This window comes from Erwinia plantamica, from assembly GCF_043420595.1.
Classification (GTDB): domain Bacteria; phylum Pseudomonadota; class Gammaproteobacteria; order Enterobacterales; family Enterobacteriaceae; genus Erwinia; species Erwinia aeris.
The window spans coordinates 46,709-71,536 of the sequence record NZ_JBGCUC010000007.1 but is presented as its reverse complement, the minus strand read 5'-3'; the positions used below and the strand labels follow the sequence as shown (position 1 = coordinate 71,536).

The 24,828-nt window shown below is 56.8% G+C and carries 22 protein-coding genes; 13 read left to right on the top strand and 9 right to left on the bottom strand.

Features of this window, described 5'->3' with window-relative positions; all coding sequences use genetic code 11:
- Window positions 1-4: 4 nt before the first annotated feature.
- Both fhuD and fhuB read left to right on the top strand, forming a co-directional pair.
- Window positions 5-886 carry a Fe(3+)-hydroxamate ABC transporter substrate-binding protein FhuD gene (gene fhuD / locus AB3U87_RS09165; RefSeq protein WP_253455205.1) on the top strand — a complete coding sequence of 294 codons (882 nt, stop codon included), beginning with the start codon at window positions 5-7 and terminating at the stop codon, window positions 884-886.
- The gene (gene fhuB / locus AB3U87_RS09160; protein WP_301251376.1) at window positions 883-2,856 is read left to right on the top strand and encodes a Fe(3+)-hydroxamate ABC transporter permease FhuB; all 1,974 of its coding nucleotides are present in this window, start codon (window positions 883-885) and stop codon (window positions 2,854-2,856) included. Before fhuD ends, fhuB begins: the two co-directional genes overlap by 4 nt.
- A gap of 37 nt (window positions 2,857-2,893) precedes the next feature.
- On the opposite strand, the gene hemL is transcribed toward fhuB, so the two are convergent.
- Window positions 2,894-4,177: a glutamate-1-semialdehyde 2,1-aminomutase gene (gene hemL / locus AB3U87_RS09155; protein ID WP_394148870.1), complete on the bottom strand. Its 1,284-nt coding sequence runs from the start codon at window positions 4,175-4,177 to the stop codon at window positions 2,894-2,896.
- Between the two features lie 169 nt (window positions 4,178-4,346).
- Between hemL and clcA the strand changes: the two genes are divergently transcribed.
- Together clcA and erpA are read left to right on the top strand one after the other, a co-directional pair.
- Window positions 4,347-5,780 carry a H(+)/Cl(-) exchange transporter ClcA gene (gene clcA / locus AB3U87_RS09150; RefSeq protein WP_301251374.1) on the top strand — a complete coding sequence of 478 codons (1,434 nt, stop codon included), beginning with the start codon at window positions 4,347-4,349 and terminating at the stop codon, window positions 5,778-5,780.
- 78 nt (window positions 5,781-5,858) lie between these two features.
- The gene (erpA, locus tag AB3U87_RS09145; RefSeq protein WP_125289078.1) at window positions 5,859-6,203 is read left to right on the top strand and encodes an iron-sulfur cluster insertion protein ErpA; all 345 of its coding nucleotides are present in this window, start codon (window positions 5,859-5,861) and stop codon (window positions 6,201-6,203) included.
- Window positions 6,204-6,238: 35 nt separating this feature from the next.
- Here erpA and AB3U87_RS09140 read toward each other — a convergent pair whose 3' ends face one another.
- From AB3U87_RS09140 to mtnN, 3 genes are all read right to left on the bottom strand, one after another.
- On the bottom strand, window positions 6,239-6,493 hold the full coding sequence (locus tag AB3U87_RS09140; protein ID WP_253455201.1) for a hypothetical protein: 255 nt from the start codon (window positions 6,491-6,493) through the stop codon (window positions 6,239-6,241).
- A 137-nt stretch (window positions 6,494-6,630) separates the two neighbouring features.
- Window positions 6,631-7,404: a vitamin B12 ABC transporter substrate-binding protein BtuF gene (gene btuF, locus AB3U87_RS09135; RefSeq protein ID WP_369895469.1), complete on the bottom strand. Its 774-nt coding sequence runs from the start codon at window positions 7,402-7,404 to the stop codon at window positions 6,631-6,633.
- Window positions 7,397-8,092 (bottom strand): 5'-methylthioadenosine/S-adenosylhomocysteine nucleosidase, encoded by a 696-nt coding sequence (gene mtnN, locus AB3U87_RS09130; RefSeq protein WP_253455199.1) that lies wholly within the window; start codon window positions 8,090-8,092, stop codon window positions 7,397-7,399. The genes btuF and mtnN overlap by 8 nt, the downstream gene beginning before the upstream one ends.
- 88 nt (window positions 8,093-8,180) lie before the next feature.
- Between mtnN and dgt the strand changes: the two genes are divergently transcribed.
- From dgt to AB3U87_RS09115, 3 genes are all read left to right on the top strand, one after another.
- Window positions 8,181-9,695: a dGTPase gene (gene dgt / locus AB3U87_RS09125; RefSeq protein ID WP_394148869.1), complete on the top strand. Its 1,515-nt coding sequence runs from the start codon at window positions 8,181-8,183 to the stop codon at window positions 9,693-9,695.
- A gap of 145 nt (window positions 9,696-9,840) precedes the next feature.
- On the top strand, window positions 9,841-11,268 hold the full coding sequence (gene degP / locus AB3U87_RS09120) for a serine endoprotease DegP (protein WP_253455198.1): 1,428 nt from the start codon (window positions 9,841-9,843) through the stop codon (window positions 11,266-11,268).
- Between the two features lie 163 nt (window positions 11,269-11,431).
- Entirely contained in the window at window positions 11,432-12,589 is a 1,158-nt protein-coding gene (locus AB3U87_RS09115) for a CdaR family transcriptional regulator (protein ID WP_125289084.1), read from the top strand.
- 92 nt (window positions 12,590-12,681) lie between these two features.
- On the opposite strand, the gene AB3U87_RS09110 is transcribed toward AB3U87_RS09115, so the two are convergent.
- The 5 genes from AB3U87_RS09110 to map form a co-directional block, all read right to left on the bottom strand.
- Window positions 12,682-13,074 carry a DUF3461 family protein gene (locus tag AB3U87_RS09110; RefSeq protein WP_253455197.1) on the bottom strand — a complete coding sequence of 131 codons (393 nt, stop codon included), beginning with the start codon at window positions 13,072-13,074 and terminating at the stop codon, window positions 12,682-12,684.
- 311 nt (window positions 13,075-13,385) lie between these two features.
- Window positions 13,386-14,210 (bottom strand): 2,3,4,5-tetrahydropyridine-2,6-dicarboxylate N-succinyltransferase, encoded by an 825-nt coding sequence (gene dapD / locus AB3U87_RS09105; RefSeq protein ID WP_369895465.1) that lies wholly within the window; start codon window positions 14,208-14,210, stop codon window positions 13,386-13,388.
- Window positions 14,211-14,301: 91 nt separating this feature from the next.
- The gene (glnD, locus tag AB3U87_RS09100) at window positions 14,302-16,947 is read right to left on the bottom strand and encodes a bifunctional uridylyltransferase/uridylyl-removing protein GlnD (protein WP_253455196.1); all 2,646 of its coding nucleotides are present in this window, start codon (window positions 16,945-16,947) and stop codon (window positions 14,302-14,304) included.
- Window positions 16,948-17,146: 199 nt separating this feature from the next.
- Window positions 17,147-17,725, bottom strand: coding sequence for a CCDC90 family protein (locus AB3U87_RS09095; RefSeq protein WP_394148868.1), 579 nt, complete (start codon window positions 17,723-17,725; stop codon window positions 17,147-17,149).
- A 395-nt stretch (window positions 17,726-18,120) separates the two neighbouring features.
- Window positions 18,121-18,915: a type I methionyl aminopeptidase gene (gene map / locus AB3U87_RS09090; RefSeq protein ID WP_394148867.1), complete on the bottom strand. Its 795-nt coding sequence runs from the start codon at window positions 18,913-18,915 to the stop codon at window positions 18,121-18,123.
- Window positions 18,916-19,245: 330 nt separating this feature from the next.
- Here map and rpsB point away from each other — a divergent pair, with 330 nt between their 5' ends.
- The 6 genes from rpsB to ispU all read left to right on the top strand — a co-directional run bounded on the left by rpsB (window position 19,246) and on the right by ispU (window position 24,826).
- A complete protein-coding gene (gene rpsB / locus AB3U87_RS09085) occupies window positions 19,246-19,971 on the top strand; it encodes a 30S ribosomal protein S2 (RefSeq protein WP_301251365.1) in 726 nt (241 codons plus the stop codon).
- A gap of 206 nt (window positions 19,972-20,177) precedes the next feature.
- A complete protein-coding gene (gene tsf, locus AB3U87_RS09080; RefSeq protein WP_125289091.1) occupies window positions 20,178-21,029 on the top strand; it encodes a translation elongation factor Ts in 852 nt (283 codons plus the stop codon).
- A 145-nt stretch (window positions 21,030-21,174) separates the two neighbouring features.
- Window positions 21,175-21,900, top strand: coding sequence for a UMP kinase (gene pyrH, locus AB3U87_RS09075; RefSeq protein ID WP_253455191.1), 726 nt, complete (start codon window positions 21,175-21,177; stop codon window positions 21,898-21,900).
- Between the two features lie 118 nt (window positions 21,901-22,018).
- Window positions 22,019-22,576 carry a ribosome recycling factor gene (frr, locus tag AB3U87_RS09070; protein ID WP_125289093.1) on the top strand — a complete coding sequence of 186 codons (558 nt, stop codon included), beginning with the start codon at window positions 22,019-22,021 and terminating at the stop codon, window positions 22,574-22,576.
- A gap of 124 nt (window positions 22,577-22,700) precedes the next feature.
- Window positions 22,701-23,903, top strand: coding sequence for a 1-deoxy-D-xylulose-5-phosphate reductoisomerase (ispC, locus tag AB3U87_RS09065; RefSeq protein WP_370734551.1), 1,203 nt, complete (start codon window positions 22,701-22,703; stop codon window positions 23,901-23,903).
- A gap of 170 nt (window positions 23,904-24,073) precedes the next feature.
- Entirely contained in the window at window positions 24,074-24,826 is a 753-nt protein-coding gene (gene ispU, locus AB3U87_RS09060) for a (2E,6E)-farnesyl-diphosphate-specific ditrans,polycis-undecaprenyl-diphosphate synthase (RefSeq protein WP_253455189.1), read from the top strand.
- Window positions 24,827-24,828 lie beyond the last annotated feature (2 nt).

The window sequence follows — 24,828 nt, the reverse complement described above, 5'->3', positions numbered from 1 at the left end:
CTCCATGCCGGATTTTTATCGCCGCCGCCTGCTGATGGCGATGGCGCTTGCGCCTTTGCTGCCCGCCTTCGGCAGCCGTGCCGCGTCGGGCATTGACGCAGCGCGCATTGTGTCGCTGGAGTGGCTGCCGACGGAACTGCTGCTGGCGCTTGGCGTCGCGCCGATGGGCGTAGCCGAAATGTATAACTACCAGCTTTGGGTCGGCGAGCCAAAGCTGCCTGCCTCAACGGTGGATCTGGGCCTGCGCACCGAACCCAATCTTGAGCTGATGATGCAGATGCGGCCTTCGCTCATTCTTTACTCTTCCGGCTATGGGCCATCCAACGACAAATTTGAGAAAATCGCGCCCGCGATGGGCTTCGCCTTCAACGACGCCAGCGGCAAACCGCTGACCGTGGCGCGGCAGTCGCTGATGCAGCTGGCCGACCGTCTCGATCGCGTGCCGCAGGCGCAGCGCCATCTGGCACAGTTCGACGCCTTTATCGCCGCCGCCAGAAAGCGCGTTGCCGGTCGAAAGCGGCGTCCGGTGCTGCTGATGTCGCTGCTGGATGCGCGTCATGCGCTGGTTTTTGGCAAGGGCAGCCTGTTTCTGGAAGTGATGAACGAGCTGGGGCTGGAAAACGCCTGGCAGGGCGAAACCAATTTCTGGGGAAGCGCGGTGATCGGGCTGGAAAGACTGGCGACGCTAAAAGACGTCGAGGCGATCTGTTTTGCGCACGGAGACGATAATTTAATGCAGCAGGTCAGCGCGACGCCGCTCTGGCAGGCGATGGATTTTGTCCGGCAGCAGCGCTTTCGCCGCGTGCCGCAGGTCTGGTTCTATGGCGCAACGCTTTCTGCGATGCGTTTTTGCCAGTCGCTGGATCGGGCGCTGGAGCCGCTATGAAAAATTCCGCGCGTTTTCCCGTGTTCTTATTAACGCTGCTGTTCGCGCTGGCGCTGGGCCTGACCGGCTATAACTTCAGCCAGCATCTTGCGCCGTCGCTGTGGTTCAGCGCGATAAAAGCCGCCAGTCCCGAAAGCGTCAGCCAGATGGTGTTTCACTACAGCCTGCTGCCGAGGCTGGCGCTGTCGCTGCTGGTGGGCGCCGGGCTGGGGCTGGTGGGCCTGCTCTTCCAGCAGGTGCTGCGCAATCCATTAGCAGAGCCAACCACGCTTGGGGTCGCCACCGGCGCGCAGCTTGGCCTGACCATTGCCGCGCTCTGGAGCCTGCCGCTATTTGGCCAGCAGTTTGCCGCTATGCTCGGCGCGCTGGCCATCGGGCTGATTGTGTTTGGCATCGCCTGGGGGAAGCGGCTTTCTCCGGTGACGCTGATCCTGGCCGGCCTGGTGATGTCGCTCTATTGTGGCGCGGTCAATCAGCTTATCGGCCTGTTTAATCACGACAGGCTGCAGAATATCTTTTTATGGGGAACCGGCTCGCTGAACCAGATGGACTGGGGCAACGTCGAATTCCTGTGGCCGAAGCTGCTGACGGGCTTTGTGCTGGCGCTGCTGTTGCGCAGGCCGATGACGCTGATGGGGCTGGACGACGGCGTGGCGAAGAATCTGGGGCTGGGGCTGTCGCTGGCCCGCTTAAGCGTGCTGGCGCTGGCTATCGTGCTCAGCGCGCAGCTGGTAAACGCGGCGGGCGTGATCGGCTTTATCGGCCTTTTTGCGCCGCTGCTGGCAAAAATGCTGGGTGCAAGACGGCTGCTCAGCCGGATGCTGCTGGCGCCGTTTATCGGCATGTTGCTGCTGTGGCTGGCCGATCAGAGCGTGATCTGGCTGACCGATCGCTGGCAGGAAATTTCGACCGGTACGGCAACCGCGATTATTGGCGCACCGCTGCTGCTGTGGTTACTGCCGCGCCTGCGTACCGCTTCCGCGCCGCCCGCGCTGGATCGGGGCGATCGCGTGCCGGTCGAGCGCCACGGCCTGCTGTTGTGGTGTCTGGGCGGCGTGGCGCTGCTGTTGGCGCTGGGCGCCGTGGCGCTCAGCTTCGGGCGCGGCGCTGACGGCTGGACGTGGGCAAGCGGCGAACTGTGGCAGCAATTGTTGCCCTGGCGAATGCCGAGACTGGCGGCGGCGCTGGCGACGGGCATGATGCTGGGCGCGGCTGGCTGCCTGGTGCAGCGCCTGACCGGCAATCCGATGGCCAGCCCGGAAGTGCTGGGCATCAGCTCCGGCGCCGCCTTTGGCGTGGTGATTATGCTGTTTCTGGTGCCCGGCGACGCCTTCGGCTGGCTGCTGCCTGCGGGCAGCCTGGGCGCGGCAATCACGCTGCTGATTATTACCTTTGTGGGCGGGCGCGGCGGCTTTTCGCCCGAACGTATGCTGCTGGCGGGCATGGCGCTGAGTACCGCCTTTGCCACCCTGCTGCTGCTGCTGATGGCCAGCGGCGATCCGCGTATGGCCGGGCTGATGACGTGGATCTCCGGCTCGACCTATAGCGTGAGCGGCGAGCAGGCGATCAGGACGATAATCGTGGCGGCCGTGCTGCTGGCGCTGACGCCGCTGTGCCGTCGCTGGCTGACGCTGTTGCCGTTAGGCGGCGAAACGGCCCGCTCGCTGGGCGTGGCGCTGAAAACCTCGCGGATGGCGCTGCTGCTGCTGGCGGCCGCGCTGACGGCGGCGGCCACGCTGACCATCGGGCCGCTGAGCTTTGTCGGGCTGATGGCGCCGCATATCGCAAGGATGCTGGGTTTCCGGCGGGCGCTGCCGCAGCTGCTTATCGCCAGTCTGCTTGGCGGCGGTCTGATGATGATAGCGGACTGGTGCGGACGGATGGTGGCCTTTCCGGCGCAGGTGCCGGCGGGACTGCTGGCGACCTTTATCGGCGCGCCTTACTTCGTTTATCTGCTGCGGAAGGTGTGAAGGAAAGGGCAGCGCCTGGTGCGCTGCCCGACTACCGTTACGCCAGCTTAGCGAAGCTGCGGCGTGCGGCGTCCACCGTGCGCTGAATATCTTCCTGGCTGTGCGCCAGCGACATAAAGCCCGCTTCAAAAGCGGAAGGGGCGAGGTAAACGCCTTCTTCCAGCATCAGGTGGAAGAACTTCTTAAAGCGTTCCACGTCGCACTGGGTCACGACCTGATAGCTGGTGACCTGGTCGGCTGCGGTAAAGAACAGCCCGAACATGCCGCCAACGTGGTTAACCACCAGCGGAATGTTGGTTTCTTCTGCCGCCTGCAGCAGGCCTTCCGCCAGGCGGGTGGTGAGGTCGGTCAGCGTGGCGTGCGTGCCGGGCTTCGCGATCTCGCTCAGGCAGGCAAAACCGGCTGCCATCGCAATCGGGTTGCCGGAAAGGGTGCCCGCCTGATAAACCGGCCCCGTCGGCGCCAGCGCTTCCATTACTTCGCGACGGCCGCCAAACGCGCCGACCGGCATTCCGCCGCCGATGATTTTGCCCAGGCAGGTTAAATCCGGCACCACGCCGTAATGCGCCTGCGCGCCAGCCAGCGCCACGCGGAAGCCAGTCATCACTTCGTCGATAATCAGCAGCGCGCCAAATTCGTCGCAGAGCGCGCGCAGGCCTGGCAAAAATTCCGGCAGCGGCGGGATGCAGTTCATATTGCCCGCGACCGGCTCGACGATGATGCACGCGATTTCATGCGGATACTGCTCAAAAGCGGCGCGCACGGAATCCAGATCGTTGTAGGTGCAGGTCAGCGTGTGCTTGGCGAAATCGGCCGGAACGCCCGGTGAATTCGGCTGGCCGAGGGTCAGCGCGCCTGAACCGGCTTTCACCAGCAGGTGATCGGCGTGGCCATGGTAGCAGCCTTCAAATTTGATAATTTTGTCGCGATGGGTAAAACCGCGAGCCAGGCGAATGGCGCTCATTGTTGCTTCGGTGCCGGAGTTCACCATCCGCACCATGTCCATCGTCGGTACCAGTTCGGTCACCAGCTCGGCCATTTTGACTTCCATCTCGGTCGGCGCGCCAAAGCTCAGGCCGCGCTCTACGGCTTCGATAACCGCGTTACGGATGGCAGGATGGTTATGGCCCAACACCATCGGTCCCCAGGAGCCGACGTAATCGATATAGGCTTTGCCGTCGGCGTCGTAAAGATAAGCGCCGTTAGCGCGTTCAATAAAGAGCGGTACGCCGCCAACGCCGGTGAAGGCGCGTACCGGCGAGTTGACGCCGCCGGGAATAACTTGCTGTGCCTGAGCATACAGATTTTCAGACTTACTCATGGTTCCGCTCCTGAGGATGCATTAAGAAAAACCCCGCCATTCTAAGGGAACAGACGGTCGGGTTGAAAGGCCGCTGGCGCTTTTGACACGAAAGGATCAGCTTTTCCTGGCGACAGCCGCGACGGGATGAGTAAAATATCAGCTTCGCCTGAACTGATACGAATGGACTATGCAGCAGACAACCTCTTCGTCCGACCAGTTACACGTGGTGCCAGCCCGACGCGGCGACTTTCTCCGCCTGCTATTAAGACGCGATAAAACGCCGGTCGTGGTGTTAATTATGGCAGGCATTGTCGGCCTGCTGGCCGGACTGGTAGGCGTCGCCTTCGAAAAAGCGGTGCATAGCGTCAGCCACTGGCGGTTGGCAATGCTGGCAGACGTTGAACAACACTGGATCCTGCTGTTTCCGCTGGCGTTTATCCTTTCCGCACTGCTGGCCGTCGTGGGGTACTATCTGGTGCGCCGCTTTGCGCCGGAAGCCTCAGGCTCCGGTATTCCGGAAATCGAAGGCGCGCTGGAAGAGCTGCGGCCGGTGCGCTGGTGGCGGGTAATCCCCGTTAAATTTATCGGCGGCATGGGAACGCTGGGCGCGGGCATGGTGCTGGGACGCGAAGGGCCGACGGTGCAGCTGGGCGGCAACATCGGCCGCATGGTGCTGGATATTTTCCGCCTGAAAAGCGCCGAGGCCCGCCACTCTTTGCTGGCTACCGGTGCGGCTGCCGGGCTTTCAGCCGCGTTTAACGCGCCGCTGGCGGGCATTCTGTTTATCATCGAAGAGATGCGTTTGCAGTTTCGCTACAGCGTTATCTCTATCAAGGCCGTGTTTATCGGCGTCATTATGTCCAGCATCGTGTTCCGCATTTTCAACGGCGAACACGCAGTGATCGCCGTCGGTAAACTTTCCAACTCGCCGGTCAACACGCTCTGGCTCTATCTGCTGCTGGGCATGATTTTCGGCATCGTCGGCGTGGCGTTTAACGCGCTGATTTTTAAAACGCAGGATATGTTTCAGCGCCTCCACGGCGGCAACCTGAAAAAAATTCTGATTATCGGTGCCGTGCTGGGGGGCGTTTGCGGCGTGCTGGGCGTCATCGAGCCGGAGGCTGCAGGCGGCGGCTTTGAGCTGATCCCCATTGCGGCGGCCGGTCATTATACCGTGGGCACGCTGCTGTTTATTTTTATCGCCCGCATGGCGACAACGCTGCTCTGTTTTGGCTCCGGCGCGCCGGGCGGTATTTTCGCGCCGATGCTGGCGCTGGGCACGCTGCTGGGCACCGCGTTCGGCATGGCCAGCGCCTCGCTGTTTCCTGCTTATCAGCTGGAAGTCGGTACTTTTGCCATTGCGGGCATGGGCGCGCTGTTCGCCGCTTCGGTCAGGGCGCCGCTCACCGGCATCGTGCTGGTACTGGAAATGACCGATAATTATCAGCTTATTCTGCCGATGATTATCACCTGCCTTGGGGCAACCTTACTGGCGCAGTTTCTCGGCGGCAAACCGCTTTACTCCTCGCTGCTGGCGCGCACGCTGGAAAAACAGCAGCAGGCCGATGACGCGGTAGCAGCGGCTGCTAACACCACAACCGACAAACAGGCGCATACTTGATTGCTATACTGGTGTGTAAGATAATGGTGCGATTAATGGTCGAATTCTGACCGGCCCGAGTGCCTGATGGAGTATGAAATGAGTGAAGATGTAGCTCTGCCCCTGCAGTTTACCGAAGCAGCGGCCAGTAAAGTTAAAAACCTGATCTCAGATGAAGAGAATCCCGATCTGAAACTGCGTGTCTATATTACCGGCGGCGGTTGCAGCGGTTTCCAGTACGGCTTCACCTTTGACGATAAGGTCAACGATGGCGATATGACGATTGAAAAATCGGGCGTGGCGCTGGTGGTGGATCCTATGAGCCTGCAGTATCTGGTTGGCGGCTCGGTGGACTATACCGAAGGGCTGGAAGGCTCGCGTTTTATCGTGACTAACCCGAACGCCAAAACCACCTGCGGCTGCGGTTCTTCTTTCAGTATCTGAATAAAAAACCCCGACGTTGCCGCCGGGGTTTTCGCTTACCATTCTACAGTGACCAGTTTCGACGTCTGGCGTGTTTCGCGGTTAGACGAAATCGCCGTCTGCGTGACTTTCGGCTGTGCGGCTCTTTGTTGGCCGCAGTCCACTGCAGGTGTTCTTGCTGTGATAGTACTCTGCCCGTCAATGTGACATTGGGAGTAAATGGTCAGCCTGACGCCAATGCTGCCGGTAATGGAAGCAGCAGCCGCCTGACCTGCCATCATCAGGCCTAAGGCCATATAAACGGCTTTCATTGCTGTAGTTTCCTGGTGTAAAAGGGCAAAAGCCCTGAAATGCCGGGCGGCGCTTATAACAGCCTTGCCGCCTCGTAATTAGGTTAACGACCATCTTCGTTGAAACTTTAACCGACTTTAGTACAGGGTCTGCCGTCTCAGGGCTGCAACTGACTGCACAATGCCCGTGCTGCCTGAAGAATGCGCGGGCCGGGCCGGCTGAGCCAGTCATCATTTATTACAATTACCTGCGCGTTGAGCTGTGGCCGCCAGAAGGCGCTGACGGCGGCGGCGTCACCTCCCGTCACGATGGCCTGCGGATGCCGCATTAAAACCTGCTCGCGGCTGACCTGAGGCCAGGCGACGCGGCTGTCGGCAAAGATGTTTTCGCCGCCGCACAGCTGTACGATTTCGTTTTGCAGCGTATTACGCGAGGCGGTGAAAAGCGGCCGCTGACCAAACTGTAAAAACACCGACACTTTGCGTGCGTGCTGATAGCGCCTCTGCAGATCATCCCACTGCTGCTGTAGCGCCGTCGCCTGCCTGTCAGCCTGTTCCGGGTGCGGACTGAAGGCTTTAAGATCGCGCACGGCGGCAATCATCTCGCCAATCGTGACTGGTGCCAGCCACACCACCTTAATGCCGAAGGCTGCCAGCTGATCGACCTGTCGCTGCGGATTTCCCTCGCGCCAGGCAAGCACCACGTCCGGTTTCAGGTTGATGATGCGTTCAACGTTAATTCCCTGCCAGTTCGCCACCTGTTCGATAGCGGCGGCAGCGGGGGGATAGTCGGAATAAGCGCTGACGGCGACAGGCGTGATGCCTGCGGCAAAAGCCAGTTCGGTCAGGTTTGGCGCAAGGGTGATAACGCGGGGCGTGGCGGCTGCCGCTCCGTAACAGAGCAGCAGCAACAGGGCGAAAAGCTTAGCCACGAAGGTGGGTCAGCAGCGTTTCCACCAGCAGTGAGGACTGCTTAGCGGCAACGGTCAGGAACTCGTCAAAGCTCAGATGCGACTCCTGGTCGGCCACGTCGGAAATGGCTCGCACCACTACGAACGGCGTGCCGAACTGGTGGCAAACGTGAGCGATAGCGGTCGCTTCCATCTCTACGCCTACGGCCTGCGGGAAAGTCGTACGAATGCGCGCCAGCGGTTCGGCACCGTTAATAAAGGCATCGCCGCTCACGACCAGGCCGCGTACGGCGTTCAGGCCAAGCTTAGCGATGCAGCTTTCCGCCGCGGCAATCAGTTTATCATCGGCCGTAAAGGCTGCCGGACAGCCTGCCATCTGGCCTGGCTCGTAGCCGAAAGCGGTGACGTCGGCATCGTGATAGCGCACCTCGTCGGATACCACGATATCGCCGACCTTCAGCGTGGAGGCCAAACCGCCTGCGGAACCGGTATTGATCACAAAATCCGGTTTGCACAGCTCCAGCAGCAGCGTGGTGCCCATCGCCGCAGAAACTTTGCCGATACCCGATTTCAGCAGGGCAACCTCAACGCCGTTCAGCGTGCCGGTATAGATCTCGCAACCGGCCAGCGCGATAGTCTGACGGTTTTCAATTTTATCGCGCAGCAGGGTTACTTCCTGCTCCATCGCGCCAATAATGCCTGCTTTCATAGGAATGCTCGCTATTGTTGTGGAAGTTGTTCAATGTAGTGCATAGTTTATCATGATTAGCAGGTTTAACTCATCAGGGCGGGCTAGTATGACAGCGACAGATTTCAGGACGAAATTCAGTTTCGAGCGGCCCTTTAATAACCGCGAAAAGCCCGAAGGCGAATATTATATTACCCGCCATTTTGAAAGCGATCGCGGACGTATTATTAATTCGGCGGCTATTCGGCGACTTCAGCAAAAAACGCAGGTCTTTCCTCTGGAGCGAAACGCCGCCGTGCGCTCGCGGCTGACGCATTCGCTGGAGGTGCAACAGACCGGCCGCTATATCGTGAAAGAGGTGCTTCAGGCATTGCGAAAGCAGCCTGGCGGGCTGGAAAAGTACGGCCTGGCCGATTTAACCGGCGCCTTTGAAAGCCTGGTGGAAATGGCCTGCCTGCTGCATGACGTCGGTAATCCGCCGTTCGGCCATTTTGGCGAGGCGGCGATCAACGACTGGTTCCGCGTGAATTTGCCCGGGCTGCTGACCGAGCCGCAGGAGGTCGGGGTTGATGACAGCGAGCAGAATGAAAAATTTCTCGCCATGAATGCCCGTCTTCGTCAGGATCTTTGCCATTTTGAGGGCAACGCGCAGGCTATTCGCCTGGTGCATACGCTGCTTCAGCTTAATCTTTCCTATGTACAGGTTGCCTGCATTTTAAAATACACGGCGCCGGCCTGGTTTCAGGGCGAAAAACCGCCGCAGTTTAGTACGCTGATGAAAAAGCCAGGCTATTATCTTTCCGAAGAGAAGTACGTGGCCGATCTGCTCAGGGCAACCAACACACAGCAATATCATCGTTTTCCGCTGACCTATATTATGGAAGCCGCCGACGATATCTCTTATTGTATTGCCGACCTGGACGACGCCGTAGAAAAAGCGATTTTCAGCGTCGACCAGCTTTATCAGTTTTTAGAAGATGAGTGGACGCTGCTGCGAAAAAACAAAAAGGTCACCTCTGACGAACTCTTTGTAAAGATTGTCGGCTTTGCTTACACCGAGGCGCAAAGTAAAGAGCGTTATCGCAGCCGGAGCGATACCTTTTTTATGAAGCTTCGCGTTAAAGTACAGTCCGCATTGGTCGAGCACGCCGTTAAACGCTTTGTCGATAATATCGGGCCAATCTGGCAGGGAAGTTTTAATCATTCGCTGCTTGAAGATGACGGCGATGAAAACCAGCTGCTGAATCTGTTTAAAAAAGTCGCCAGAAAGCACGTATTTAATCATCCGGAAGTCGAACAGCTGGAGCTACAGGGTTATCGGGTTATAAAAGGCCTGCTGGATATTTATAAGCCATTATTACAGCTTTCTTATCAGGATTTTAACATGCTGATAAATGAGGATTTCCATCCGGACTACCCAATTGAAACACGTCTGTTTCATAAATTATCCGGCAAGCACCGGAAGGCTTATTCGGTGCATATGAAAAACCTGAAGATCGAACAGCGATTTGAACGTCTGCTCTGGGAGCGTTATTATCGGGCGCGTTTGCTGCAGGATTATGTCAGCGGCATGACCGATCTTTATGCCTGGGACGAATATCGTCGTTTGATGGCAGTGGAATAAGCGTTTTTTCCGGCGGGTTTGTAAAGGCAGAGAATATTTTTTTACTTTTCGCTGAAACTTATACATGAACTTAGCGTTAAAAAATGACTCTTACCAGCACGTCCGCTGCACGTTTCGCCTATCAGAACAGAAGAGAATCAGACGCATGAAAAAAACACTTTTAGCCAGCGCGCTGGCCCTGAGCCTGGGAATGGCCATGGGCCCGCTGACCGCTACGGCCGCAGAAACGGCTTCCTCTTCCAGCCAGCAGCTGCCAAGCCTGGCGCCAATGTTAGAAAAAGTGATGCCTTCAGTAGTGAGTATCAACGTTGAAGGAAGCACAACGGTACGCACGCCGCGTTTACCTCAGCAGTTCCAGCAGTTCTTCGGCGGCAACTCGCCTTTCTGTCAGGATGGTTCGCCTTTCCAGGGCTCGCCAATGTGTCAGGGCGGCGGGCCGCAGGGCGGAGCCGATACCCAACAGGAGAAATTCCGCGCGCTGGGTTCAGGCGTAGTCATCAACGCAGAGAAAGGCTATGTCGTTACCAATAATCACGTAGTCGATAACGCGACGAAAATTCAGGTGCAGCTGAGCGATGGCCGCAAATACGAAGCTAAGGTGATCGGCAAAGATCCGCGCTCCGATATTGCGCTGATCCAGCTTAAAGATGCGAAGAACCTTACGGCGATTAAGATTGCGGATTCCGATAACCTTCGCGTCGGCGACTACACCGTGGCGATTGGCAACCCCTATGGGCTGGGCGAAACGGTTACCTCCGGCATTGTTTCCGCGCTGGGCCGCAGCGGCCTGAACGTGGAAAACTATGAAAACTTTATTCAGACGGATGCGGCTATCAACCGGGGCAACTCCGGCGGCGCGCTGGTGAACCTCAACGGCGAGCTGATCGGCATTAACACCGCCATTCTGGCACCGGACGGCGGCAATATCGGCATCGGCTTCGCCATCCCAAGCGATATGGTGAAAAACCTGACGGCGCAAATGGTGGAATATGGTCAGGTGAAACGCGGCGAGTTGGGGATCATGGGCACCGAGCTGAACTCCGAGCTGGCGAAAGCAATGAAGGTGGACGCGCAGCGCGGCGCCTTTGTCAGCCAGGTACTGCCGAATTCTTCGGCGGCGAAGGCGGGCGTAAAAGCGGGCGACGTGGTGATTTCCATCAACGGCAAGCAGATTTCCAGCTTTGCAGCGCTGCGCGCGCAGGTCGGATCGCTGCCGGTCGGCACTAAAATGGCGTTGGGGCTGATCCGCGACGGCAAACCGATGACGGTCAACGTTGAGCTGCAGCAAAGCTCGCAGGCGAAAGTCGATTCCGGCAATATCTATGTCGGTATTGAGGGCGCCGATCTCAGCAACTACGATGCAAAAGGCATGAAGGGCGTGAAGGTCGATGACGTTAAGGCGGGCTCCGCCGCGGCGCGTATTGGCCTGAAGAAAGACGACGTGATTTTGGGCGTTAACCAGCAGGCGGTTGCTAACCTGGGCGAGCTGCGCAAAATCCTCGACGGCAAACCTTCCGTGCTGGCGCTGAACATTCTGCGCGGCGACGCCTCTATCTATTTGTTAATGCAGTAACTTCCTGCCGGATGCTGGCCCATAAGGCCAGCATCCCCCTTAACAACGCCTTTTCATCTTTCCGCTTATTTTTACACTCTGGATCACGCCTGGTGCATTTGCATGATGTCGCGACGCCAGCCTGCAGGTATGCTGGCCCGACGAGACATTTCAGGAGTGACGGATGGCCACCTATCATCTTGATGCCCGCCTTGCGCAGGAAATCGTTGCCCGCACCATGAAAATAATTGACAGCAATGTCAACGTGATGGACGCACGTGGCCGGATCATCGGCAGCGGCGACCGGGAACGTATTGGAGAAATGCACGAAGGCGCGCTGTTAGCGCTGTCTCAGGCACGGATCGTGGATATTGATGAAGCGGTAGCAAGACATCTGCACGGCGTGCGGCCCGGCATCAATCTGCCTATGCGTATCGATGGCGAGATCGTCGGCGTTATCGGCCTGACCGGAGAGCCGGAATCGCTGCGGCACTATGGCGAGCTGGTTTGCATGACGGCAGAAATGATGCTGGAACAGGCGCGACTGCTACATATGCTGGCGCAGGACAGCCGTCTGCGCGAAGAGCTGGTGCTGAATCTTATTCGCAGCGACACGCTTTCTCCGGCGCTGAACGAATGGGCGCAGCGGTTACGCATCGATCTTAACCAGCCGCGCGTGGTGGCAGTGGTCGAGGTCGACAGCGGCCAGCTTGGCGTGGACAGCGCCATGTCGGAACTGCAGCAGCTGCAAACGCTGCTTACCACGCCGGAGCGGGATAATTTAATCGCCATCGTGTCGCTGACCGAGATGGTGGTATTGAAACCTGCTTTTAACTCACATGGTCGCTTTGACGCGGAAGACCACCGTAAACGGGTGGCGCTTTTGCAGTCCAGAATGAAAGAAAACGGCCATCTGCGAATGCGTATTGCCTTGGGCAACTTTTTTACCGGGCCGGGCAGCATCGCCCGCTCTTATCGCACCGCGCGCACTACCATGCTGGTAGGCAAACAGCGCATGCCGGAAGAACGCAGCTATTTCTATCAGGATCTGGTGTTGCCCGTGCTGCTGGACAGCCTGCGCGGCGGCTGGCAGGCCGGAGAGCTGTCCCGACCGCTGGCAAAGCTGAAGGCCATGGACAACAATGGCCTGCTGAGAAGAACGCTAATCGCCTGGTTCAGCCACAACGTGCAGCCTTCAGCTACCGCGAAAGCGCTTTATATTCATCGTAATACGCTTGAATACCGGCTTAACCGCATTTCCGAGCTGACGGGGCTGAATCTGAGTAGTTTTGACGACAGGCTGCTGCTTTACGTAGCGTTGCAGCTGGATGATGAGCCTTAAAGCGTTGGCCGCAGAAGCTTAGAAAAGAGTGACCAATGCGCCAGGCCCTGACGCATTGAAGAACGGAAACAGAGCAGGAAGTAACGGCGTACTTAGCGGCTATTGCGCGTCAGTTTTTCCAGATCGGCCTCAATTTCGGCGATCTTGTTGGTTACCACGCCTTCCAGATGACGCAGATCGTCCAGGATTTTGCGTTTCAGATCGACTTCCACCTGATCGCGCTGGCAGATCTGATCCAGCTCGTCAATCACGTAACGCAGGTTAGGGCTGATCTCCTGGATCTCTTTGAATCCCTGGCTGACGTTATCGGCCACCACGGTTTTGCGCTGGCGCGGATATTTAAACTTCACGCTTTTAGCGAAAAACTCACCCTTGTCTTTGCGAAAGTAGATTTTCAGAATGTCGTTGCTGGCTTCCTGACGCAGGCTGTAGCGATCGATGTCGTCGGGATTGGCGATACCTAAACCTTTCAGATTGTCATACATAAGATTTTTTCCTGTGCGGGAGAATAGTCATTCGGCTGCGCTTTACAAATATTCTGTGGTGCAAGGTGCGGTTTTTACCGGCCGCGCTGCGGCGGCACGTTGCTCCCTGTTTTTGCCAGGCCTGCTCGTCCCGTGCTCAGCTGAGTATATGTGAAAATCTGAAAAGGGGCGGGTAACCTGTACGCTCGTTGGCGCGGATTATCGCCTGGTTATTGCGCAATAGCATTACTTATTTTTTGATGGAAAACATCTTTTTAAGGCAGGCGTGTAAAGAAAAACTGACGGGCCGCAAAGCGCGGCCCGGAGGAGAATTAGTCGATGGTGCGCAGCAGTTCGTTGATACCGACTTTGCCACGGGTTTTCGCATCTACTTTTTTCACGATAACCGCGCAGTACAGGCTGTAGCTGCCGTCTTTGGAAGGCAGGTTTCCGGAAACCACTACGGAGCCGGCAGGCACGCGGCCGTAGTGCACTTCGCCGGTTTCGCGGTCGTAGATTTTGGTGCTCTGGCCAATGTAGACGCCCATAGAAATCACCGCGCCTTCTTCAACGATCACGCCTTCCACGATTTCAGAGCGCGCGCCGATAAAGCAATTGTCTTCGATGATGGTCGGGTTAGCCTGCAGCGGTTCCAGCACGCCGCCGATACCGACGCCGCCGGACAGATGCACGTTTTTACCAATCTGCGCACAGGAGCCAACGGTCGCCCAGGTGTCCACCATTGAGCCTTCGTCGACATAAGCGCCAATATTGACATAAGAAGGCATCAGCACGGTATTGCGTGCGATAAAAGCGCCCTGACGAACGGCAGCCGGCGGCACCACGCGGAAACCTTCTTTCTTAAAGCGAGCGTCGTCGTAATCGGCAAATTTCATCGGAACTTTATCGTAATAACGGCTTTCTGCGCCATCAATCACCTGATTGTCATTGATGCGGAAAGAGAGCAGCACGGCCTTTTTAAGCCACTGATGCGTCACCCACTGGCCGTCGATTTTCTCAGCCACGCGCAGCGCGCCGCTGTCCAGCAGCGCGATAACCTGGTTAACCGCTTCTCGCGTAGCGGTATCGGCATTGGCTGGGGTAATCTCGGCGCGGCGCTCAAAGGCGCTCTCAATAACACTCTGTAACTGTTGCATTAATTAAGCTTTCCTGTGTCAAATCATGTTTCGGGACGCGCCTGCAGCTAATCGGCCGCGCGCCCGAAAGCGGGGTAAAAGTAAATCCTGGTCACACTTTATCGTTTGGATTAAGGGCCTCTGTCAACCGTTGTCGCAACTCGTGGCGTAATTCGCGGCTGAGCGCGCGGCGATCGCTGTTGGCCAGGATAAACAGATCCTCGACGCGCTCGCCGATGGTGCTGATGCGCGCGCCGTGCAGCGATACGTTCAGATCGGCGAAGATCTCCCCAACGCGCGCCAGCAGACCCGGCTGATCCAGGGCGATCAGTTCCATATAGGTGCGTCTGTCGGTATGGCTCGGTAAGAATTTCACTTCGGTATCCACGCTAAAATGTTTTAGCCTGGCCGACTGGCGGCGGACTCTCGCTGGCTGGAAGCTGGTTTGCCCGATAGCCTGATCCAGCGCCTGGCGGATGGCCTCGTGTCGATCCGGTGCCAGCGGGCTGCCGTCCGGCTCCAGCACGATAAAGGTATCCATCGCCATGCCGTCGCGGCTGGTAAAGATCTGCGCGTCGTGCACGCTAAGGTTGCGTCTGTCCAGCTCGCCCGCCACGGTGGCGAACAGATAAGGACGGTCCGGGCTCCAGATAAAAATTTCCGTGCCGCCGCGTGTCGCCTGAGGGCTGAGCAGCACCAGCGGCTTCGACAGATCGTGTTCCATCAAATGACGAGCGTGCCAGGCCAGCTGGTTCGGCGTATGGCGCAGGAAATAGTCCGCTCTGCAACGCGCCCAGATATCGCGCAGCGCCTGCTCATCCAGATTGTCCATACGCAGCAGCGCCAACGCCTGCAAACGGTGATGGCGGACGCGTTCTCGCAGATCAGGGCTGTGTTCCATTCCGCGCCGCAGCTGTTTCTCGGTAGCGAAAAACAGCTCGCGCAGCAGGCTCTGCTTCCAACTGTTCCACAGCGTTTCGTTGGTGGCGCAGATATCCGCTACGGTCAGACAAACCAGATAGCGCAGCCGGTTTTCGTTCTGCATCACCTCCGCGAAATGCTGGATCTCGGTGGGATCCTGAATATCGCGCCGCTGCGCCGTCACCGACATCAGCAGATGGTGACGTACCAGCCAGGCGACCAGCTGCGTTTCCCGCGAGTTCAGCCCATGCAGCTCGGCAAACTCCAGCGCGTCCTGCGCGCCCAGCACGGAGTGATCGCCGCCGCGGCCTTTGGCGATATCGTGAAACAGTCCGGCCATCAGCAGCAGCTCCGGCTGCGGCAGACGCGGCCAAATCTCTACGCAGAGCGGATGGCGTGGACGAGTCGCTTCATTGGCGAAGCTTTCCAGCTTTTGCAGGACGCGAATAGTATGCTCATCCACGGTATAGGCGTGAAACAGGTCAAACTGCATCTGGCCGACAATATTGCCCCACTGCGGCATATAGGCCCACAGCACGCTGTGACGATGCATAGGCACCAGCGCCCGGCTTACCGCGCCCGGATGTCGCAGGATGGACAGAAACAGCTCCCGCGCTTTGGGAAGCGTGCACAGCGGCTGCTGAAGCTGACGACGGGCAAAGCGCAGCTGGCGCAGCGTGGTGGAATAGATGCCGGTAATATTCGGCGTGCGCACCATCGTGTAAAACATGCGCATGATAGCAACCGGGTCGCGAGCGAACAGCGTTTCGTCAATCAAATCGATTAAGGTGCCGCGCAGCTGAAATTCATCGTCAATGGCGCGCGGTTTTTCATCCTCGCCCAGCGCCAGGATAGCCTCGTCGAACAGCTGTAGCAGCATCTGGTTCAGCTCGCCGATACGGCCGGTAACGCGATAAAAATCTTTCATCATGCGCTCGACCGGCTCGTTGCCTTCGCCCTGATAGTTCAGACGCTGCGCCACGTTCAGCTGGCGATCGAACAGCAGCCGGTTATCGTAGCGGCTGAGCGTCAGATGCAGGGCGAAACGTATACGCCACAGCAGGGACTGACACTCGTTCAGCTCGTTGCGCTCGGCCTGCGTCAGAAAGCCAAAACCGACCATTTCATCCAGGGACGTGGCGCCAAAGTGGCGGCGCGCCACCCACAGCAGCGTATGGATATCGCGCAGGCCGCCGGGACTGCTTTTGATATCCGGCTCCAGGTTATAACTGGTACCGTGATAGCGCTGGTGGCGCTCCTGCTGCTCGGCAATTTTGGCGGCGAAAAAGCGATCGGAAGGCCAGAAACCTTCGCTGAAAACGTTTTTCTGCAGTTCGAGAAACAGCGCGACGTCGCCGACCAGCAGGCGTGATTCAATCAGGTTGGTCGCGACGGTAAGATCTGACAGGCCTTCCAACAGGCACTCTTCCAGCGTTCTCACGCTGTGGCCGACTTCCAGCTTCAAATCCCACATCAGCGTCAGCAGCTCGCTGGTGCGCTGTGCATCCTCTTCGGAAAGCGGCCGTCGGCTCAGGATCAACACATCAATATCGGAAAGAGGATGCAGCTCGGCCCGCCCGTAGCCGCCCACGGCAACCAGCGCAATATCCTCCTGCTCCGGGAAACCGTAAAAGCGCCACAGGCGGCGCAGCAGGCGATCGATAAACAGCGTGCGGGCGGCGATAAGCTGCTCAACGGCTTCTCCGGCGTCAAAGGCCTGGCCCAGCCGCTGCTGGAAGTCATCAAGGTGCTGCTTCAGCGTATCGCGCGTCAGCTCCGCATCTGTCCATTCAGCAGGAGAATATGCCTGCCCGTAATCTCTAATTATCGTGTTCACGCCAGCGCTCCCGCATTCTCTGCCGCACAAAGACAAGCAGTGACAATAGCGTTTACCGGCACCCGAGATCAAAAGAAACTGGCAGATAGCAGATGGAATTTTTACCGCCGTGCTGGCTGGCAGAGCGGTAAAAAAAGAGGGAGGGCCAAATGGGTGAGTGGCCTGCCTCACTGTCGGCGGTCAGAGAACGAACGGAGCGCTATTTAAACCAGGCCGCGACGGCAGCAATAGCGGCAAGCGTGGCGGGGATAATCGTCAGCAACAGAACGGTTTGCTTGTTGATAGCTTTCTGTAACGTCTCATGAATTTCGCCCCGCAAGGAGACAATGTCGCCTTTCAGCTCGCCTTTTAAAGCGGCCATATCCTCTTTCAGCTCGCCCCTTAACGAGGCCATTTCCTCTTTCAGCTCGCCCCTTAACGAGGCCATTTCCTCCTTGAGCTCGCCGCGCATAAGCGCCATCTCGCCTCGTAACGAAATGAATTCGCCTTTAAATTCGCCGCCCATAAATGTCATTCGCTCTGTAAGCTCGCCGCGCATTGTCGCCATTTCAGTGCGAACATTCGCGACATCGGCGTGGGTGGCGAAACTCTCGGAGCGCACGGTAAGCACAGCAAGATTGTGGCTGATTACGGCGACATCGTTTTCAAGCTTCCTTACTCGCGGTTCGATATTCTCTGTCATGCCTCCTCCTCCATCGCCGCCTGAAGAGCGCAGCGCAGGCAGTCCGGGTTTATGATCGGCGTCATTCAAAGGTGCATCCCTGAGCGCGTAACCCATAGCTGCCTCCTTGATTCGTTTCCTCCTCTGGCCAGCGTGCGGCCACAGAGCAGAGGCACAGGCCTCCACAATCGGCACGGCGTCCCAACTCGTTATTAATTGTTTGCGCTAAAAGGAATGGCTTTTCCATTTGCTTGATCTCCCTGTGTAAATTAGCTGCTTCCTGCAGAAAGGCTACGGGGTAATGCCCCTACACTTTTCATGCCTTGAGCAATTTACAACCACAAGGTTAATCAGGTCCAATGAAAAAAAGTGTTCGTAAACCCTGGGCTGAATAGAAAGCCCGTCAGGCTGGATGGAAGGCAGGCAGCGAGAGCGGTAAAGAAAGATCCGGGGTGAGAGAGCAATGCTTTTGACCCGGCAGCAAAGCTGCCTGCCGGGTTATTTGACAAAGATTACGCGTCGGCGGTCAGGATTGCCGAAATAGTGTCGTCTTTACGCAGCGTCATAATTTCGCAGCCTGTTTCCGTCACCACGATGGTGTGTTCATACTGGGCGGAGAGACTGCGGTCTTTGGTTTTCACCGTCCAGCCGTCTTTCATGCTGCGAATGCGATAATCGCCTGCGTTAACCATCGGCTCGATGGTAAAGGCCATACCGGCCTGCAGCACCACGCCGCCGTCGTCCGCGTCATAGTGCAGCACCTGCGGCTCTTCATGAAAGCCTTTGCCGATGCCGTGACCGCAATATTCGCGTACTACGGAAAAATCCTGTGCTTCAACAAATTTCTGGATTTCGCGACCGATAGTGCGCAGGCGAATTCCTGGCTTCACCATACGCAGCGCCAGATAGAGGCTCTCCTGAGTTACGCGGCAAAGGCGTTCGCCCTGAATAGTCGGTTTGCCGACGATATACATTTTAGAGGTATCGCCGTGATATTCGTCTTTAATGACGGTTACGTCGATATTGACGATATCGCCATCCTTCAGGATTTTGTCATCGCTTGGAATACCGTGGCACACCACTTCGTTGACCGAGATGCAAACGGATTTAGGGAAGCCGTGATAGCCCAGGCTGGCCGAAACGGCTTGCTGGGTGTTAACGATATAGTCATGGCACAGGCGATCGAGTTCGCCGGTGCTGACGCCGGGCTTGACGTGCTCTTCGATCATTTCCAGCACTTCTGCCGCCAGGCGACCGGCTACGCGCATTTTCGCGATTTCTTCAGGGGTTTTGATTGTAATTGCCATTAATTTAGTCCGCAGCTGTCGCTATTTTCGACAATAATAAAGGAAGTGCAGCAATGTTAGCAGCCCACCTGGCCGCTGCCAATTCCCGTTTACGGCGCGGCAAGTAAAGCGAACAATCATTGGCTTCACCTGCGTCTTTATGGTATAAAGCGCGCCGACGATTCTCTGTGGGCAAGATTGCAGAGAAACGCATAACTCTCACTATGTGTAAATAACACACATGTATCGACACGTACGCCGGGGTGCCTTAAAGCGCTGCGCAAGCGGCCCGAGAGGTCGGTCGTATGGGATACATGGAGGCTTAACCCCAATCAATTTACAGAGGTAATCATGGCAACTGTTTCCATGCGCGACATGCTCAAGGCTGGTGTACACTTCGGTCACCAGACCCGTTACTGGAACCCAAAAATGAAGCCATTCATTTTCGGCGCTCGTAACAAAGTTCACATCATCAACCTTGAAAAAACCGTACCAATGTTCAACGAAGCGCTGGCTGAACTGAACAAGATCGCTGCCCGTAAAGGCAAGATTCTGATGGTTGGTACCAAGCGCGCTGCAAGCGAAGCGGTAAAAGAGTCTGCGCTGAGCTGCGACCAGTTCTTCGTAAACCATCGCTGGTTAGGCGGTATGCTGACCAACTGGAAAACCGTTCGTCAGTCCATCAAGCGTCTGAAAGATCTGGAAACTCAGTCTCAGGATGGCACCTTTGACAAACTGACCAAAAAAGAAGCGCTGATGCGTGCTCGTGAACTGGCCAAGCTGGAAAACAGCCTGGGCGGTATCAAAGACATGGGCGGCCTGCCAGACGCGCTGTTCGTTGTCGATGCTGACCACGAACACATCGCTATCAAAGAAGCAAACAACCTGGGCATCCCGGTTTTCGCTATCGTTGATACCAACTCTGATCCAGACGGCGTTGACTACATCATCCCAGGCAACGACGATGCAATCCGTGCTGTAAGCCTGTACCTGACCGCTGTGGCTACCACCGTACGTGAAGGTCGCTCTCAGGACCTGGCTCAGCAGGCAGAAGAAAGCTTCGCTGAAGCTGAGTAATAAGGTTTGCTCCACAGAGAGCCCTTATACCCGTCAGGGTAAAATCAGATGTTAATCTGTAAGGGGCCTTAATTGGCCCCTTTATTTTGAATTCGCTTTGCCGCTGGTGACCCATCGGCGGGGCAATATTTCTCCCGAGAAACAGGCATCTGTTGTGGCGCCATCAGGCGAACCGGGCAGGTGCTGAGCTAACCGAGGATTCGAGAATGGCTGAAATTACTGCTGCTCTGGTAAAAGAACTGCGCGAGCGCACTGGCGCTGGCATGATGGATTGTAAAAAAGCGCTGACCGAAGCTAGCGGCGACATCGAGCTGGCGATCGAGAACATGCGTAAATCTGGCGCGATCAAAGCGGCGAAAAAAGCAGGCAACGTGGCTGCTGACGGCGTGATCAAAACCAAAATCGACGGCAACTACGGCGTGATCCTGGAAGTTAACTGCCAGACCGACTTCGTTGCTAAAGACGGCGGTTTCCAGGCGTTCGCTGACAAGGTGCTGGATGCGGCTGTTGCCGGCAAAATCACCGATGTTGAAGTGCTGAAAGCGCAGTTCGAAGAAGAGCGCGTTGCGCTGGTTGCTAAAATCGGCGAAAACATCAACATTCGTCGCGTCGCGACCCTGGAAGGCGACGTGCTGGGCAGCTACCTGCACGGCGCACGTATCGGCGTACTGATCTCTGCAACCAACGCTGACGAAGAGCTGGTTAAGCAGCTGGCCATGCACGTTGCGGCAAGCAAGCCAGAATTCGTTAAGCCAGAAGACGTGTCTGCAGACGTGGTAGAGAAAGAATACCAGGTTCAGCTGGATATCGCGATGCAGTCCGGTAAGCCGAAAGAAATCGCAGAGAAAATGGTTGAAGGCCGCATGAAGAAATTCACCGGCGAAGTTTCTCTGACCGGTCAGCCTTTCGTGATCGACCCGTCTAAAACCGTTGGCCAGCTGCTGAAAGAGCAGGGCGCTGACGTGGTTAACTTCATCCGCTTTGAAGTGGGCGAAGGCATTGAGAAAGCCGAGACCGATTTCGCAGCAGAAGTTGCGGCGATGTCTAAGCAGTCTTAATCGTTTGATCAGAACCGCCATCCGGCGGTTCTTTTTTATCTGCCGTATCCGGCAATTTTCAGTCTCATCCCAATAGCATTTTCTCACTACTCGCGGGATGATAGCGCAGATTTAACTCCTCAATACTGCTTCCAGGAAAAAAACCATGGCGACCAATGCAAAACCTGTTTATCAACGTATCCTGCTGAAACTGAGCGGCGAAGCTCTGCAAGGCGCGGAAGGCTTCGGTATCGACGCCAGCGTGCTGGATCGTATGGCTCAGGAAGTGAAGGAACTGGTTGAGCTGGGTATTCAGGTAGGTGTGGTTATCGGTGGCGGCAACCTGTTCCGCGGTGCGGGCCTGGCACAGGCCGGCATGAATCGCGTTGTGGGCGACCACATGGGTATGCTGGCAACCGTAATGAACGGTCTGGCGATGCGTGACGCGCTGCACCGCGCCTACGTTAATGCTCGTCTGATGTCGGCTATTCCGCTGAACGGCGTATGTGACAACTACAGCTGGGCAGAAGCGATCAGCCTGCTGCGCAACAACCGCGTGGTGATCTTCTCCGCCGGCACCGGCAACCCGTTCTTTACTACGGATTCGGCGGCCTGCCTGCGCGGTATCGAAATCGAAGCGGACGTCGTGCTGAAAGCGACCAAGGTTGACGGCGTTTACTCTGACGATCCGGTAAAAAATCCGGACGCCACGATGTACGATCAGCTGAGCTACACCGAAGTGTTGGAACGTGAATTGAAAGTGATGGATCTGGCCGCCTTTACGCTGGCCCGTGACCATAAACTACCGATCCGCGTCTTCAATATGAACAAGCCGGGCGCGCTGCGCCGCGTAGTGATGGGTGAAAAAGAAGGCACCCTGATTACGCAATAATGTCCGTTAGCACATAAAATAAGGTATATTCTGCCTTTGTAGTGCGTTACGCACGCTAACAGATAGCTAACAGGCTCTTCTGAGCCTGTCAGGTTAACCAGAATTCAAGGGTTACAACGTGATTAACGAAATCAGAAAAGATGCTGAAACGCGCATGGACAAGTGCCTGGAAGCATTTAAAAACCACATCAGCAAAATCCGCACCGGCCGCGCGTCGCCAAGCATTCTTGACGGCATCATGGTCGATTATTACGGCTCCGCCACGCCGCTGCGTCAGCTGGCCAGCGTGACCGTAGAGGATTCCCGTACGCTGAAAATCAACGTATTTGACCGCTCGATCAGCGCGGCCGTTGAAAAAGCGATCATGGCTTCTGACCTGGGCCTGAACCCAAGCTCAGCGGGCAGCGACATTCGCGTGCCGCTTCCGGCGCTGACGGAAGAGCGTCGTAAAGACCTGATTAAAATCGTGCGCGGCGAAGCCGAGCAGGGTCGCGTTTCCGTACGTAACGTGCGTCGCGATGCCAACGATAAGGTTAAAGCGCTGCTGAAAGATAAAGAAATCAGCGAAGATGAAGAGCGTCGTTCTCAGGATGATATCCAGAAAATGACCGACGTGTTCATCAAGAAAGTCGATGCCGCGCTGGCAGAAAAAGAAGCGGAGCTGATGGACTTCTGAGTCGATCCGCGCCGTGACTTAACGCCGTACAGGGTGCCTTTTTCGGAGGGTAGTCTTACGGCGTTTTGCATTTAATCCCCTGGCTGGCGACTTATCGTCGCAGGTCACTACACAGAGCACCTTCATGAAGCAACTGACCATTCTCGGTTCCACCGGTTCAATCGGTACCAGCACGCTGGCCGTCATTAAAGCGAATCCCGATCTGTTCGCCGTTAAGGCGCTGGTGGCCGGGCATAACGTCGGGCTGATGGCGGAACAGTGTCTCGCTTTCCGGCCGGCTTATGCGGCCATGGCCGACGAGAAGTCCGCCAGCGCCTTACGGCTGCGGTTGAAAGAGCTGAACGTGGCGACCGAGGTGCTGAGCGGCGAACAGGCTGCCTGCGATCTGGCCGCGCTGGACGACGTGGATCAGGTTATGGCGGCGATCGTTGGCGCGGCAGGCCTGCTGCCGACGCTGGCGGCCATACGCGCCGGTAAGGCCGTGCTGTTGGCCAACAAAGAGTCGCTGGTCACCTGCGGCCAGCTGTTTCTGGAGGCGGTAAGCGAATTTAAAGCGCAGCTGCTGCCGGTCGATAGCGAGCATAATGCCATTTTTCAGAGTTTGCCCGCTTCCCTCCAGCGCCAGTTAGGATACGCTTCTCTACAAGATAATGGCATTGACAGCATTATTCTTACGGGGTCGGGTGGCCCTTTCCGTGAAACGCCGCTGGCGGACCTGGCGCAGATGACGCCGGATCAGGCCTGCGCGCATCCGAACTGGACGATGGGGCGAAAAATCTCCGTTGATTCGGCCACCATGATGAATAAAGGTTTGGAATATATTGAAGCCCGCTGGCTTTTTAATGCGACCGACGCGCAGATGGAAGTGGTGCTGCATCCGCAATCGGTGATCCATTCCATGGTGCGCTACCGTGACGGCAGCGTGCTGGCGCAAATGGGGTCGCCGGATATGCGTACGCCTATCGCTCACGTAATGGCCTGGCCGCAGCGAGTGCAGTCCGGCGCAAAACCGTTGGATTTTGCCCGCATGAGCGCCCTGACGTTCGCCGAGCCGGACTATGCGCGTTATCCCTGCCTCAAGCTGGCTATCGACGCCTGTAAAACCGGGCAGGCCGCGACTACCGCGCTGAACGCCGCTAATGAGATCGCCGTTGCCGCTTTTCTGGATGCGCAAATCTGTTTTACCGATATTGCGCGGGTAAATATGAGCGTTCTCGAAACGCTTTCCTGCCGCGAGCCGGAGAGCGTGGAGGCGGTACTGGATATCGACAGGCGCGCGCGCGCTACGGCGAAAACCTGTTTGTCGCGTTTTCCAACCGCACGCTAACCAGCGTGCGTTTGTGGGGCAGGGGTGGAGGTGTTACAATCTGCGCCCGTCCTTAAAGCGACGTAGCGATACAGCGACAGCTGCCGTGGCCGACACGGCTTTTTTACGTCAAGCGGGCAAACTATTTCAGAAACCGTCGTATTTCTGATTAAAGGAAATAATTACGCGTTATGTCGTCCGAAAATCAAATAAAAACCGATGACCAGTCGGGAGAAAATCCCCGCCACGTGGCCATCATTATGGATGGCAATGGCCGCTGGGCCAAAAACCAGGGGAAAATGCGCATTACCGGCCATAAGGCGGGCGTAAAGTCCGTGCGCCGCGCGGTAAGTTTTGCCGTCAGCAATAAGCTGGATGCGCTGACCCTGTATGCCTTCAGCAGCGAAAACTGGAACCGTCCTCCGCAGGAAGTGATGGCGCTGATGGAGCTGTTTGTCTGGGCTCTGGACAGCGAGGTGAAAAGCCTCCATAAACATAACGTACGCCTGCGAATTATTGGCGATACGGGCCGATTTAACGCTCGTTTGCAGGAGCGTATCCGGCGCGCCGAGGAACTGACTCAGCAAAATAATGGACTTACCCTGAACATTGCCGCGAATTATGGCGGACGTTGGGATATTATTCATAGCGTCAGGAAAATTGCAGAACAGGTGCAGGAAGGTCTGGTTCGTCCGGATCAGATCGAGGAAGAAACCCTCGCACAGCATCTTTGTCTCAACGATCTGGCACCTGTGGATCTGGTAATAAGGACAGGGGGAGAGCATCGAATCAGTAATTTCTTGCTGTGGCAGGTTGCCTATGCGGAGTTCTTTTTTACCGATGTTCTTTGGCCTGATTTTGATGAACAAGTTTTTGAAGGTGCACTGAATGCGTTTGCACAACGAGAGCGTCGCTTTGGCGGCGCAGCACCCGGCGGCGCCTGAGC